The organism is Streptomyces sp. NPDC058880 (genome assembly GCF_042742535.1).
GTDB lineage: Bacteria > Actinomycetota > Actinomycetes > Streptomycetales > Streptomycetaceae > Streptomyces.
Genome location: NZ_JBHYMC010000011.1, coordinates 1 through 12881, shown reverse-complemented (window position 1 = coordinate 12881; position 12881 = coordinate 1). Strand labels below are relative to the sequence as shown.

The 12881-nt window shown below is 71.4% G+C and carries 13 protein-coding genes and 2 pseudogenes; 10 read left to right on the top strand and 5 right to left on the bottom strand.

Going from position 1 to position 12881, the window contains the following annotated elements; all coding sequences use genetic code 11:
• Nucleotides 1–14 precede the first annotated feature (14 nt).
• Nucleotides 15–665: an AIM24 family protein gene (locus ACFW2G_RS09050; RefSeq protein ID WP_037927990.1), complete on the bottom strand. Its 651-nt coding sequence runs from the start codon at nt 663–665 to the stop codon at nt 15–17.
• Entirely contained in the window at nt 665–1303 is a 639-nt protein-coding gene (locus ACFW2G_RS09045) for an AIM24 family protein (RefSeq protein ID WP_037927992.1), read from the bottom strand. Before ACFW2G_RS09045 ends, ACFW2G_RS09050 begins: the two co-directional genes overlap by 1 nt.
• A 188-nt stretch (nt 1304–1491) precedes the next feature.
• Between ACFW2G_RS09045 and ACFW2G_RS09040 the strand changes: the two genes are divergently transcribed.
• A complete protein-coding gene (locus ACFW2G_RS09040) occupies nt 1492–1836 on the top strand; it encodes a DUF3817 domain-containing protein (RefSeq protein ID WP_037927996.1) in 345 nt (114 codons plus the stop codon).
• Nucleotides 1833–2129: an MTH1187 family thiamine-binding protein gene (locus tag ACFW2G_RS09035; RefSeq protein ID WP_384445520.1), complete on the top strand. Its 297-nt coding sequence runs from the start codon at nt 1833–1835 to the stop codon at nt 2127–2129. The genes ACFW2G_RS09040 and ACFW2G_RS09035 overlap by 4 nt, the downstream gene beginning before the upstream one ends.
• A 196-nt stretch (nt 2130–2325) precedes the next feature.
• Here the strand turns inward: ACFW2G_RS09035 and ACFW2G_RS09030 are convergent, their stop codons facing one another.
• Both ACFW2G_RS09030 and ACFW2G_RS09025 read right to left on the bottom strand, forming a co-directional pair.
• A complete protein-coding gene (locus ACFW2G_RS09030; protein ID WP_384445522.1) occupies nt 2326–3360 on the bottom strand; it encodes a glycoside hydrolase family 6 protein in 1035 nt (344 codons plus the stop codon).
• 131 nt (nt 3361–3491) lie between these two features.
• A pseudogene (locus ACFW2G_RS09025) lies at nt 3492–4250 on the bottom strand (DUF5937 family protein); the annotation flags it as partial.
• On the opposite strand from ACFW2G_RS09025, the pseudogene ACFW2G_RS09020 reads away from it, so the two are divergent.
• The 4 genes and pseudogenes from ACFW2G_RS09020 to ACFW2G_RS09005 all read left to right on the top strand — a co-directional run.
• Nucleotides 4197–4871 (top strand): annotated as a pseudogene (locus tag ACFW2G_RS09020) (MFS transporter); the annotation flags it as partial. The pseudogenes ACFW2G_RS09025 and ACFW2G_RS09020 sit on opposite strands and share 54 nt — an antisense overlap.
• A 21-nt stretch (nt 4872–4892) precedes the next feature.
• On the top strand, nt 4893–5402 hold the full coding sequence (locus ACFW2G_RS09015; RefSeq protein ID WP_384445524.1) for a MarR family winged helix-turn-helix transcriptional regulator: 510 nt from the start codon (nt 4893–4895) through the stop codon (nt 5400–5402).
• 63 nt (nt 5403–5465) lie between these two features.
• Nucleotides 5466–5795, top strand: a complete 330-nt coding sequence (locus ACFW2G_RS09010; protein ID WP_037928005.1) for a DUF3817 domain-containing protein — start codon at nt 5466–5468, stop codon at nt 5793–5795.
• An 87-nt stretch (nt 5796–5882) separates the two neighbouring features.
• Nucleotides 5883–7583, top strand: a complete 1701-nt coding sequence (locus tag ACFW2G_RS09005; protein WP_037928007.1) for a methylmalonyl-CoA mutase — start codon at nt 5883–5885, stop codon at nt 7581–7583.
• 131 nt (nt 7584–7714) lie between these two features.
• Here ACFW2G_RS09005 and ACFW2G_RS09000 read toward each other — a convergent pair whose 3' ends face one another.
• Nucleotides 7715–8335, bottom strand: coding sequence for a TetR/AcrR family transcriptional regulator (locus ACFW2G_RS09000; protein WP_037928641.1), 621 nt, complete (start codon nt 8333–8335; stop codon nt 7715–7717).
• 264 nt (nt 8336–8599) lie between these two features.
• Between ACFW2G_RS09000 and ACFW2G_RS08995 the strand changes: the two genes are divergently transcribed.
• The 4 genes from ACFW2G_RS08995 to ACFW2G_RS08980 all read left to right on the top strand — a co-directional run bounded on the left by ACFW2G_RS08995 (nt 8600) and on the right by ACFW2G_RS08980 (nt 12828).
• Nucleotides 8600–9598 (top strand): tetratricopeptide repeat protein, encoded by a 999-nt coding sequence (locus tag ACFW2G_RS08995; protein WP_384445527.1) that lies wholly within the window; start codon nt 8600–8602, stop codon nt 9596–9598.
• A gap of 616 nt (nt 9599–10214) precedes the next feature.
• Nucleotides 10215–10856 (top strand): DUF6230 family protein, encoded by a 642-nt coding sequence (locus tag ACFW2G_RS08990; RefSeq protein WP_384445529.1) that lies wholly within the window; start codon nt 10215–10217, stop codon nt 10854–10856.
• A 108-nt stretch (nt 10857–10964) separates the two neighbouring features.
• Nucleotides 10965–11567, top strand: a complete 603-nt coding sequence (locus ACFW2G_RS08985; protein WP_384445531.1) for a DUF6114 domain-containing protein — start codon at nt 10965–10967, stop codon at nt 11565–11567.
• Nucleotides 11557–12828 carry a hypothetical protein gene (locus tag ACFW2G_RS08980; RefSeq protein ID WP_384445533.1) on the top strand — a complete coding sequence of 424 codons (1272 nt, stop codon included), beginning with the start codon at nt 11557–11559 and terminating at the stop codon, nt 12826–12828. The genes ACFW2G_RS08985 and ACFW2G_RS08980 overlap by 11 nt, the downstream gene beginning before the upstream one ends.
• The last annotated feature ends 53 nt before the right edge of the window (nt 12829–12881 follow it).

The following is a 12881-nucleotide window of genomic DNA, read 5'->3' as shown; positions in this document are numbered from 1 at the left end:
CACGGGGCCAAAGTTCACAGCTTCTCCTCGGAGGCCTGTACGTACACCGCGCCCTGGCCAGACAGTTCCAGCTGGAACGCCTCGCCCGAGCCGCGCCCCACCATGTCCCGCCAGCCGAGGGCGGTGGAGAGCTTGTTCCTGACGTCCCCGTGGTGGGCCACGTACGCCTGCGGGTCCACGTGGACCGGCCGGTTCGCGGTGATCGGGAGTTCCATGACCCCGCCGTGGGCCATCACGGCGACCGAGCCGTGGCCCTTGAGGGTGGTGGTGAAGAGGCCCTGTCCGGTCACCTGGCCGCGGACCATGCCCATGACCCCGCCCTGCGACCCCATGAACATCGTGCCCTGCTGGAGGGTGCCGTCGAAGGCGAGCAGCCGGTCGGCCTCCACGTAGAGGGTTTCGCCGGTCAGATTGATCACCTGGATGTGGTGGCCGCCGTGCCCGAACATCACGGTCCCGCTGCCCTCGACCGCCATCAGCGGGGTCTGCTCGTTGGCCACGCGGCGCCCGATCATGCCCATGACGCCGCCCTGACCGCCCGTCATGCTCGGGGTGAAGGAGACGTCGCCGCGGTAGGCGAGCATCGCGCCGCGCTGGCTGAACATCTTCTGACCAGGGACGACCTGGGCCTCGACCATCTTCGAGTTGATCTCGCGGAACGGCATCAGAGATCGCCCCCGACGGTGTTGCGTTCGCTCGGCTGCACGTAGACCAGGCCCTCGCCCTCGAAGCGGATCTGGAACGCCTCGCCGGAGCCCTCGCCGATCAGCGTGCGGAAGGTCACGCCGGACTGGAAGGACTGCTGGAGGTTGCCGGTGTGCGCGATGTACGCCCCCGGGTCGACGGACAGCGGGTACTGGGCGCTCACGCGCAGCACCACGGCCGGGCCGTCGGAGATGATCGCGGCCTGCCCCGAGCCCTCCACCGTCGTGGTGAACAGACCGTTGCCCGTCGAGGCGCCGCGCAGACCGGTGAACGTGGTGCCGGTGCGCAGGCCGGCGTCCGTGCACAGCAGGTTGCTGGACTCGACGTGGAGCTTTTCACCGTGCAGATTGACCAGATTGATCTCACTTGCGCGGTCGGCGAAGAAGCAGGTGCCGTGCCCCTGTACCTCCATCACCGTCATCTGTTCGCCGGTCAGCCGGCGGGTCACCATGCCGCGGAGGCCTTCGCCACCGCCGGTCATCTTCTTGAAGGCCATCTGCCCGTCGTACGCGACCATGGAGCCGTTCTTCGCTTTCACGGCGTCCCCGGTCAGGTCGACGGCCAGCACCTTGCTGCCTTGGAGTCGGAACTGAGCCACGGGAAGACGTTATCGGCAGGGGGCGGACCCGAACAGAGTCCCGTGGCCGGATATATGACACACCCGGGCGTTTGGGAGCGATCCCGGTCCGGCCCGGCCCGTGCCGCGGCGGAGGGGCCGGGTCAAGATCCCGCAAAGCGGCTGAGACACTGGATGGCGACCCCGGCCTCCCTCCCCGAAGGTTCCACGTGGACATCAAGACCGCCTCCGCCCTGCACCGCCTGCGCCTCGTCTCCGTCCCGGAGGCGCTGTCGTTCCCGGCCCTGCTGATCTTCGGCTCGCTGCTGAGCCGGGTCTCGGACATCGACTACCTGCTGCTGCCGCTGGGCCTGCTGCACGCGTTCCTGTTCATGGTCTACTCGGTGCTGCTGCTGGACGTGTGGTACAAGGCGAAGTGGCCGTTCAAGAAGGCCCTGTTCTTCTTCGTCCTCTCGGTGGTGCCCCTGGGCGGCCTCTACGGCGACAAGCTGCTCAAGCGCGAAGAGGCCGACAGCGTGGTCGCGGCCCGTGCCCGTGAGGCGGCCCGGGCGTGATCGTCGCGTTCTCGGTGACCCCGCTCGGGGTCGGTGAAGAGGTGGGCGAGTACGTCGCCGACGCCGTCCGCGTGGTCCGCGAGTCAGGGCTCCCGAACCGCACCGACGCCATGTTCACCACCGTCGAAGGTGAGTGGAACGAGGTCATGGACGTGATCCGGCGCGCGGTCGCCGCCGTCGAGGAGCGGGCGCCCCGTGTCTCCTTCATCCTGAAGGCCGACATCCGCCCCGGCGTCACCGACGGGATCACCTCGAAGGTGGAGACGGTGGAGCGTCACCTCGCGCAGGGGTGAACGACCCGTTCCCGCCCCACGCCACGAGCACCCCCGGCCGATCGGCCGGGGGCGCTCGCGCACGCCCGGACCCCAATCCGGCTGACCGCGCTCACTGTTGAGCGATCGCTCGCAGCGTGGGAACGGGGGGTGGCCGCACCTCGCGGCGTCGCCGTCGGGCGTCCGGGTGCGCCCGGCGCTGCTCCGCGGACACGGCCTACGAGGCGCCCCGTGCCCGGCGGGCCAGGCCGAGGGCCTGTTCCGACCACCAGGCGCCGGCCGCCGGGCCACCGCGGCAGGTTCCGTCGGACTCGCCGGGCCGTTTCACCCAGAGGTACGCGTCCACGAGCGGGTCGCCGGTCCGGTCGGTCGGCGGCGTGCCGAGCGCACGGCCCGGCGGGTTGCAGGAAACGTGTCCGCGGTCACCCGGCAGGGGCCCCTCGCCGTTGCGGCCGGTGTCGACGACGAAGTGCCGGCCCTCGACCGCCCGGGAGAGCTTCGCGCCGTAGGCCCGTACGGCCGCGTCCGGCTGGAAGCCGGAGACGTTGAGGGCGAAGCCGTCGGCACGGTCGAGGCCCGCGCGGCGGAGCGGGCCGGCGAGATCCGCCGGGTCGCGGATCCACGTCGGCCCGCCGGCGTCCAGATAGACCTTCGTGTGGCGGTTCCGCTTGAGCCGGTCGACGGCCTCGGAGAGCAGCCGGTAGCGCTCGGCGCGGTGCTCGGCGCGCACGCAGCCGTCGACGGCGTGCGCGACGGCGTGCGGCTCCAGCACGACGAGGGCCCGGGCGTCGCCGATGGCATCGGCGAACGCGTCGATCCAGTCGCGGTAGGCGCGGGCGTCGGCGGCGCCGCCCGCGGGCGGCTGCCCGCAGCCGCGGGGCGGGATGTGGTGCGCGGCCAGGACCAGCGTCCGCCCGGAGGCCTTCGCGGCCGCGCGGGCCCGGCGGATCCCGGGTCCGGGATCGCCCGGTCGTCCCCACAGGGCGACCGGCCGGTCCGCGATCCGGCGCAGTACCTGGGCGTCGGCGTAGCGGCCCGTCGCCTCCCAGGCCGCGACCTGCCGGGCGGCCTCGCTGTCGGGGTCCACCCAGAACGGGGACTCGCCGTGGGCGGCCGTGGCCGTGGGGCCGGCGGCTTGGCCGGCGGCGGGACCGCGCGGCCCATGATCCGGCGCGGTGGTGCAGGCGGCGGCCGCGGCGAGGAGCAGGAGGAGGCCGAGGACGGCGACGGGCCTGGGAGCGACGGGTGGCATCCGGATTCCTCGCGACGAAGGGTCGGGGGCAGGCCGTGAGGCGGTGAGGCGGTGACGCAGTAGGGATGTATGACCGGAATATGGTGACATGACGGTCCGTCGGCTCGGTCGTGCGACACCGCCCGCGCCGGTCAGTCGGCGGCGCTCCCGGTGGTGAGGGCGATGGCCAGCGGGGTGCGTTCGTAGAGGACCTGGTGCCCGCGGCGGACGGAGATGAGCAAACCTGCGGCCTGCAGGATCCCCAGGTGGGTCGAGACGGTGGAGGGGGCCAGGCCGAGGCGGTGGGCCAGGGCGGTCGTGGACGCCGGCTCCTCCAGCGCGCACAGGACGTCCGCCCGGGCCCGGCCCAGCAGCCGGGTCAGCGCGGTCGGTGTGTCCTGGTCCGCCGGGGTCCACAGGGCGCCGATGCCGCGCGCCGGATAGACGACGGTCGGCTGCCAGGGCGGGTCGAAGCCGCCCGCGATCTGCGGCCAGACGAAGGCGCTCGGCATGAGCAGCAGCCCCTGGCCGCCCAGCACCCGGTCGTGGTGGCTGGGCCGCTCGATGGTGAGGGTGAGAGACGCGGGGTCCCAGGAGAGATCAGGGTGCAGGCCGTCGAAGAGGGACGCCAGCCCGCCGGCGGCCAGACGGCGGGTGTGGAAGAGGACGTCCGCCTCCAGCAGGGCCCGCAGTCGGGGCCAGTGCGGCTCGACCAGTACGCCCCAGCCCCGCTCCAGCAGGTCGGCCAGTTCCCGTACCGACCGGGCCGGATCGGCGAGCAGGGCCCGGCCCGGCTCGCTGTCGAGCGCGCCCGGCGTGCACGCCAACGACCTGCGGATGTCCTCGCGCGCAGCGGCCGGGTCGGCCGCCCGGATCACCGCGAGCTCCTCCTCGAAGGAGACGCCCGGACCTCCGCGATCGCCGGGATGCGGGCCGTCCTGGGGCGTTGCCGGCTGCGGGCGCTCACCCTGTTGTTCTGGCTTCCGCCCGTCTTCCTCGTCGTCCCCGAGGCGCTGCTCGCCGCGTACGCCGACGGCATCGGCGCCGGGACCGGCGTCCTCGGCCTGATGATGTGCGCCATGCCCGTCGGCACCCTGGCCGGGGAGCTCTGGGCGGGCTCCGCGCTCAGTGCGCGGACGCGTTCGCGGATCGTCGCCCCGCTCGCCGCCGGCGGCCTGCTGCCGTTCCTCCTCTACGCCGGCCGGCCGGGCGTGCCCGTCGCCCTGCTCGCGCTGCTGCTCGCCGGGCTGGCCCACGCCTACACCCTGGGGCTGGACCAGTGGTACGTGGACGCCGTCCCCGACGGGTTGCGCGGCCGGGCGATGACCCTGCTCAGCACCGGCCTGATGACCCTCCAGGGAGCAGGCATGGCTCTGGCCGGGGTCGCCGCCGAGTTCTTCCCGGTGCACGGGGTCGTCACGGGGGCCGGGGTGCTCGGTACGGCCGTCGCCCTGGCTCTCCTGGCCGAACTCCGCTGCGCGGTCCGGCAGGAGGAGCGACTGAGGGATGAGACGGCCCCCGCCGTGAAGTGACCTCCCGGTAGGGTCGGAGGCGTGCCCAAGCCGCTCAGCCTTCCCTTCGACCCCATCGCCCGCGCCGACGAGCTCTGGCAGCAGCGCTGGGGGCCCGTGCCCTCGATGGCCGCGATCACCTCGATCATGCGCGCCCACCAGATCCTGCTCGGCGAGGTCGACGCGGTCGTCAAGCCGTACGGGCTGACCTTCGCGCGCTACGAGGCGCTGGTGCTGCTCACCTTCTCCAAGGCGGGCGAGCTGCCGATGTCGAAGATCGGCGAGAGGCTGATGGTTCACCCGACCTCGGTGACCAACACCGTGGACCGGCTGGTGAGGTCCGGGCTGGTCGCCAAGCGGCCCAACCCGAACGACGGCCGAGGCACCCTCGCCTCCATCACGGAGAAGGGCCGCGAGGTCGTCGAGGCCGCCACGAAGGACCTGATGGCCATCGACTTCGGCCTCGGCGCCTACGACGCCGAGGAGTGCGGCGAGATCTTCGCCCTGCTCCGCCCGCTGCGGGTGGCCGCCGCCGACTTCGAGGAGTCCTGAGGCCGCCCCGCGATCCCGGGGCCGCGTCAAGATCGAGCAAAACGGACGGTTAGGCTCGTCGGCATGAAACGAAGCGTGCTGACCCGCTACCGCGTCATGGCCTACGTGACCGCGGTCATGCTCCTGATCCTGTGCGCCTGCATGGTGGCGAAGTACGGCTTCGACACCGGGGCCGATCTGACCTTCGTGGTGTCGCAGACCCACGGTGTGCTGTTCATGATCTACCTGGTGTTCGCCTTCGACCTGGGATCCAAGGCGAAGTGGCCCTTCGGCAGGCTGCTGTGGGTGCTGGTGTCGGGCACGATCCCGCTGGCCGCCTTCTTCGTCGAGCGCACGGTCCGCGCCGAGGTGGAGCCGCTGATCGACGACTCGCTCGCGACCGCGAAGGCCTGACGACGAGGCGAGCGTCACCCGCCCCCGGGACGACTCCCGGGGGTTTCCCATCGACATTTACTAGGACGTCCTAGTAAATTCGTGGGTATGGACGCTGACGCCATCGAGGAGGGCCGCCGCCGCTGGCAGGCCCGTTATGACAAGGCCCGCAAGCGCGAGGCAGACTTCACCACGCTCTCCGGCGATGAGGTCGAACCCGTCTACGGGCCCCGGCCCGGCGACGCGTACGAGGGCTTCGAGCGGATCGGCTGGCCGGGGGAGTACCCGTACACGCGCGGCCTGCACGCCACCGGCTACCGCGGCCGGACCTGGACCATCCGCCAGTTCGCCGGCTTCGGGAACGCCGAGCAGACGAACGAGCGCTACAAGATGATCCTGGCCGCCGGCGGCGGCGGGCTCTCGGTCGCCTTCGACATGCCGACCCTCATGGGCCGCGACTCCGACGACCCCCGCTCCCTCGGCGAGGTCGGCCACTGCGGCGTCGCCATCGACTCCGCCGCCGACATGGAGGTCCTCTTCAAGGACATTCCCCTCGGCGACGTCACGACCTCCATGACGATCTCGGGCCCCGCCGTGCCCGCCTTCTGCATGTACCTGGTCGCCGCCGAGCGCCAGGGCGTGGACCCCGCCGTCCTGAACGGCACCCTCCAGACGGACATCTTCAAGGAGTACATCGCCCAGAAGGAGTGGCTCTTCGAGCCGGAGCCGCACCTGCGTCTCATCGGCGACCTCATGGAGTACTGCGCGAAGGGCATCCCGGCCTACAAGCCGCTGTCCGTCTCCGGCTACCACATCCGCGAAGCCGGGGCCACGGCCGCGCAGGAGCTCGCGTACACCCTCGCCGACGGCTTCGGCTACGTGGAGCTGGGCCTCTCCCGCGGCCTGGACGTGGACCACTTCGCCTCCGGGCTCTCCTTCTTCTTCGACGCGCACCTCGACTTCTTCGAGGAGATCGCCAAGTTCCGCGCGGCCCGCCGGATCTGGGCGCGCTGGATGAAGGAGGTCTACGGGGCCCGGAACGAGAAGTCGATGTGGCTGCGCTTCCACACGCAGACCGCGGGCGTCTCCCTCACCGCGCAGCAGCCCTACAACAACGTCGTGCGCACCGCCGTGGAAGCCCTCGCGGCCGTCCTCGGCGGCACCAACTCGCTGCACACCAACGCCCTCGACGAGACCCTCGCGCTGCCGAGCGAGCAGGCTGCCGAGATCGCCCTGCGCACCCAGCAGGTGCTGATGGAGGAGACCGGCGTCGCCAACGTGGCGGACCCGCTGGGCGGCTCCTGGTTCGTGGAGCAGCTCACCGACCGCATCGAGGCCGACGCCGAGCGGATCTTCGAGCAGATCAAGGAGCGCGGCCTGCGCGCCCACCCCGACGGGCAGCACCCCATCGGTCCGATCACCTCGGGCATCCTGCGCGGCATCGAGGACGGCTGGTTCACCGGCGAGATCGCCGAGTCCGCCTTCCAGTACCAGCGCTCGCTGGAGAAGGGCGACAAGCGGGTCGTCGGCGTCAACGTCCACCACGGATCGGTCACCGGCGACCTGGAGATCCTGCGGGTCAGCCACGAGGTGGAGCGCGAACAGGTCCGCATGCTCGCCGATCGCAAGGCCCGCCGCGACGACGCCAAGGTCGCCGCCTCCCTGAAGGCCATGCTGGACGCCGCCCGCGACGGGTCGAACATGATCCCCGCCATGCTGGACGCGGTCCGCGCCGAGGCCACGATGGGCGAGATCTGCAACACGCTGCGCGACGAATGGGGCACCTACACCGAGCCCCCGGGCTTCTGAGGCCGGGTCCCGCCCCGGAGAGCGCGCGGAAGGCCGGTCGCGGCGCCCGTACGGTGACGCCGTGACCGGCCTTCCCCTGCCCGTACGGAGCGTGAGCGCGCACGTGGTGAGGAACAGGGGCGGCTGCGGCCTCAGGCGGCGGCCGCGCCGCGCAGGCCGTGCATCAGGAGGGTGGTGAAGGCTGCCACCCAGAGCTCGTCCACCGGCTCCGAGCTCACCAGGGCGCGGTGCACCACGGTGCCCGCGATCACGTCGAAGATCAGGTCCGTGGTGTGGCCGGCGAGGAAGTCGTCCTCCTCGTGGGGGAGTTCGCCGCGGGCCTGGGCCCGTTCGCGGCCCAGGACGACGAGACGTTTCTGCCGGTCCACGATCGCCGACCGGATCCGGTCGCGCAGGGCCTCGTCCCGGGTGGACTCGGCGACGACCGCCATCAGGGCCGTACGGGCCTCCGGGCGCCGCAGCAGCTCCGCGAAGCGCAGGACCACGTACTCGATGTCGGCTTCCAGGGAGCCCCGGTCCGGCAGTTCGAGCGAGTCGAAGAGCTCCGCGACCGCGTCCACGACCAGCTCGCTCTTGCCCGCCCAGCGCCGGTACAGGGTGGTCTTGGCGACGCCCGCGCGGGCCGAGACGTCGCCCATGGTCAGCTTCGACCAGCCCAGCTCGACCAGCGCGTCCCGGGTGGCGGCGAGGATGGCGGCGTCCGCGGCCGCGCTGCGGGGGCGACCGGTGCGGCCGGGGCTCGGGTTGCGCATGGCCGAGACCATACCCGCCGGTAGCCGAACGGGCCGCTGTGGTTCAGATCACGGGCGCCGCGGGGGCGCGCCGGGCCCCCGGGAGAGTTACGCTACGGCTCGTAGCGTAAGAGCGACAACCACGCGACGAGCTACAGGCGCCAGGTGGGGACCCGGCGCCGCCCAGCAAGACGATCGCAGTGGACGTGACGGCACGGACGTGACGGCACGGCCAATTCGCGCGATCTTTTTCGTCGGCGCGCGCACACGGGGGAGGATGTACGCATGCAGCCCAGAAACATGTCCATGAGCGGCGTCGTCGACCTCGCCGCGGTGAAGGCGGCCGGCGAGGCCAAGGCCAAGGCCGAGCAGGCCCGCGCGGAAGCGGCGCGGCAGGCCGCTCAGGGGGGCGCGGCCGCTCCGGCCGCCGGCGCCGTCCCGCCCTCGGCACTCGTCGTCGACGTCGACGAGGCCGGCTTCGAACGCGACGTGCTCCAGCTCTCCGCCGAGGTCCCGGTCGTCCTGGACTTCTGGGCCGAGTGGTGCCAGCCGTGCAAGCAGCTCAGCCCGCTCCTGGAGCGCCTGACCGTCGAGGCGAACGGCCGCCTCGTGCTGGCCAAGGTGGACGTCGACGCCAATCAGATGCTGATGCAGCAGTTCCAGATCCAGGGCATCCCGGCCGTCTTCGCCGTGGTTGCCGGTCAGGTGCTGCCGCTGTTCCAGGGCGTCGCCCCCGAGCAGCAGGTCCGCGAGACCCTCGCCCAGCTGGTCCAGGTCGCCGAGGAGCGCTTCGGGATCATCGGCCTGCAGGTGGACCCGAACGCCGAGGGCGCCGCCGAGACCATCCCGGCCGAGGCGCCGGCCGGACCGTACGACGCGCTGCTGGAGGCGGCCGTCGTCGCACTGGATGCAGGCGACCTGGGCGGTGCGGTGCAGGCGTACAAGAACGTGCTCGCGGACGACCCGGGCAACACCGAGGCCAAACTCGGGTTGGCCCAGGCCGAGCTGCTCGCCAGGGTCCAGCACATGAACCCGCAGCAGGTGCGCACGGCCGCCGCCGAGAATCCGCGCGATCCGGCGGCCCAGATCGCCGCGGCCGACCTCGATCTGGTCGGCGGCCACGTGGAGGACGCCTTCGGGCGCCTGGTGGACACCGTGAAGGTCACGTTCGGTGACGATCGCGATGCGGTGCGGCTGCGGCTTCTCGAACTGTTCGAGGTCATCGGCGCCGACGATCCGAGGGTGACGGCGGCGCGGACGGCGCTGGCGCGGGTGCTCTTCTAGGGCGGCTCCGGTGCGGTTCCGAGCCGGTCCTGGGAAGGGCTCGGAGGTCGGTGGACCGCCGACGATTTGTTGACACGTAGATAAACAGCGGCCGCGCTTTGCCAAAACTTGGCATTCGCGGCCGCTGTTACTCGCAGTAAATCGAACCCCGTGAACTGTCCGGTGTGTTCACCATTCCGCCATTCTGTCGTGGCCCTCGGCGGCACCCTGCGTTGCCGACGGACGGTTACGGGCAGCATGCAGGTTATCTGGCCGTTACCCGCCAGTAACGAACCCTCTTGTGCCCCGGCCGGGAATGGACCACGATCGGCGACGCTCGGTCCTTCCCGCAGAGCCGCTCACTCGGAGCCGCGGTGAAGGGTCCCCACCGGGCCGGCCGGTGGCAGTGGCACCGGCCGTGGGACAGGGGGGTCTCCGCCGCACGGGCGGGGCCTGTCCTCCAGGTTGCGCGAACGCGTGGCCCAGTGGTTGTCGCTCGGGGGTGAACGCCGGTGTATCGGACGTGGCACGGCCGCGGCCGGCCCGCCTGCGCTCCTTCCCGAGGACGTAGCACTTCTCCCATCCCAGGACGGGCGCGGCCCGGACCGGAGATGTACGTCCGAGAAGGAGGAACGAAATGAGTTCTCAGGTTCGTGGCGGGACCAGATGGAAGCGCTTCGCGCTCGTCATGGTGCCGAGCATCGCGGCCACGGCCGCGGTCGGTGTGGGTCTGGCGCAGGGTGCCCTTGCGGCGTCCTTCAGCGTCTCCGGCCAGGACTTCAAGGTCACGGCCGACAAGCTCGACGGTGACAACCTCATCCAGTACGGCGGCATCGCCGAGGGGCACGACCTCAAGGGCAATGCGCAGCACCACCCGGTGACCATCTCCGGGTTCAGCCACGCCGAGATCACCAACATGTGCCAGTCGCTGGTGACCCCGACGCCGCTGGGCAACATCACGCTGCAGCTGCGCACCGGCCACAAGGGCAAGCCGGCCGTCGCCGACAACATCTACCTGGATGTGGCGGAGCTCGACACCGACGCCGAGTTCAAGAACCTGGACATCGGTGTCGCGGTCGGCGACCAGAGCCACAAGACCAAGCCGCAGGCCGGCACGGTCGCCAGCCCGTACGCGTTCTCGCAGCGCGCGGACAAGGCGATCCTGACCAACGTGCGCCAGAAGGCGTGGGCGACCACGGCCGGCACGTTCAAGCTGCCCGACCTGAAGCTGCGCCTGCTCGGTGGCGACCAGCCGTGCTACCAGGACATCAAGGACTGAGTCCGTCCCGGTGAATGACCGGACGGGCGGGTGGCGACGGCTGTCCCCGCCCGCCCGTCCGGGCTCCACAGAGTTCTCCGTACCACCGTTTCCAGGGAGCTGTTGTCCATGAACCCCCAGGCCCCGGTTTACGTTCGCGCAGAAGACGACGCCTGGCTCACCGTGGTGTACTACCACTTCCATGCCTGGAGCGGTCGCCGTCCCTTCTGGGCCGGGCTGTTCACGCTCCTCGGTGGCTTCCCGATCGCGTACTTCCCCTATGCGGACCTCCGGTTGGGCAACGTCAGTCTCGCGATGGCCACCACCGGTGGCGCCGGTGCGCTGATCATCGGTGTACTGCTGATCACGCTGGGCCTGGCCCTCTGGTTCCAGCAGTCCATCCGGGTCTTCGCCGGAGTCGCCTCGATCCTGCTGGCCCTGGTGTCCCTGCCGGTGTCCAACCTCGGCGGCTTCGGGATGGGCTTCGTCCTCTCCCTCATCGGCGGCGCACTCGCCCTGTCGTGGGTGCCCGGACAGCCCGCGGAGGAGGTGCCCGCCGACCGGCAGGCGGCCGTCCAGCAGCCCGCGGTCCAGCAGCCGGGCGCGGTCGCCCTGGGCAAGACGGATGCGGCGCCCGGAGCCCTGGACGTTCCGGGCCCCCGCGAGACGGAGACGGCACACGCGAGCGAGACGACTGCCCACGCCGATGGCGGGAGGAACAGTGCGGGGTGACGAGACGCAGCGGGGCGTGGCCCCAGGCGCAGAGTCCCGTGAGAAGACGGGCCCGCGGCACGCGGCGCCCAGGAAGTCCCTGCTGAACAAGATCCAGATACCCGTCGGCAGGACGATGGCGCTGGCGGCGATGCCGACGGCCGTTTTCGTCGGGATGGGCATGGCGCCCAAACTGGCCGTGGCCGACGACAAGGAGATCCCCTTCGCGCCGGGGCCGTGCGTGACGCGGTCCGACGAGCCGGCGGAGACCGAGTCGAAGTCCCCGTCCCCCACGCCCTCCAAGACGGCCTCGCCGAGCACCTCGCCCAGCGCGTCGCCCGCAGCCTCCACCGCCGCGAAGCCGAAGGCGAGCCCTTCCCCTTCGGCGACCGGCTCCCCGTCGGCGAGCACCCCGGCGCCGGCCGCCACCACGCCTGCGCCGGCACCCACGAAGTCCGCGAACCCGCTGGACCCCCTCGGCGTGGGCGACAAGCTCAAGGACCTCTTCGACGGGCTGGGCAAGCCGCTGGAGCCGAAGGCGGACCCGACGCCCACGGCCACGCCCTCCACGACGGCGAAGCCGGCCCCGGACCCTGCGGCGGAAGCGATCAGGCGCGCCGCCGAGCAGGCCGGTGCCACGGTCGAGGAGCTGCCCGACGAGGTCAAGGACACCGTCAGGAAGCCCAAGGACGAGAAGCCCAAGGACGAGACACCCGAGGACGAGGGCGACGAGGGTGACGAGGGCGAGGACGCGACCGAGCCCGGGACGACGAAGGACCCGGACGGGAAGGAACCCTTCCCCTGTCCGACCTACGACGCCGAGGCCCTGGCCAACGCCGAGCTGGAGCAGGGCATCCCGCTCCTGCCGGACGAGCCCTGGTACCTCGACAGCTCCCTGCTGACCCTCTACGGCCTCGACTACCACGGCATCGTCGAGGTGAAGACCGCCGGCGGCAAGGTGAAGAAGGTCCTGAAGTTCACCGCGGACTCGCTGGACATCAAGGACCTCTACCAGACGGTCGGCAAGGGCGGGAACGTCGCCCACCTGAAGTCGCGTCCGGGCTCCACGTCCAAGATCCGCGGCGGCACGGTGACGATGTACACCGAGAGCCTCAAGGGGAAGCTGTTCGGGCTGATCCCGATCGAGTTCACTCCGAACAGCCCGCCGCCCCTGAATGTCCCGTTCGCGTTCTTCACGGACGTCAAGGTCGTCCAGGCCGGCCAGTTCGGCGGCACCCTGACGGTCCCGGGACTGAAGAACTACATCGGTCCGCCCGAGTAGGCGGCACGCCGTACGGACGCACACCGAGGGCGGCACCCCGCGTCACCGCGGGG

Excerpts from the sequence above, each read along its gene's own strand:
- ACFW2G_RS09030 (WP_384445522.1), bottom strand. The coding sequence starts at position 3,360 with ATGCCACCCGTCGCTCCCAGGCCCGTCGCCGTCCTCGGCCTCCTCCTG.
- ACFW2G_RS09010 (WP_037928005.1), top strand. The coding sequence starts at position 5,466 with ATGAAACGAAGCGTGCTGACCCGCTACCGCGTCATGGCCTACGTGACC.
- ACFW2G_RS08995 (WP_384445527.1), top strand. The coding sequence starts at position 8,600 with ATGCAGCCCAGAAACATGTCCATGAGCGGCGTCGTCGACCTCGCCGCG.
- ACFW2G_RS09005 (WP_037928007.1), top strand. The coding sequence starts at position 5,883 with ATGGACGCTGACGCCATCGAGGAGGGCCGCCGCCGCTGGCAGGCCCGT.
- ACFW2G_RS08990 (WP_384445529.1), top strand. The coding sequence starts at position 10,215 with ATGAGTTCTCAGGTTCGTGGCGGGACCAGATGGAAGCGCTTCGCGCTC.
- ACFW2G_RS08985 (WP_384445531.1), top strand. The coding sequence starts at position 10,965 with ATGAACCCCCAGGCCCCGGTTTACGTTCGCGCAGAAGACGACGCCTGG.
- ACFW2G_RS09000 (WP_037928641.1), bottom strand. The coding sequence starts at position 8,335 with ATGCGCAACCCGAGCCCCGGCCGCACCGGTCGCCCCCGCAGCGCGGCC.
- ACFW2G_RS09050 (WP_037927990.1), bottom strand. The coding sequence starts at position 665 with ATGCCGTTCCGCGAGATCAACTCGAAGATGGTCGAGGCCCAGGTCGTC.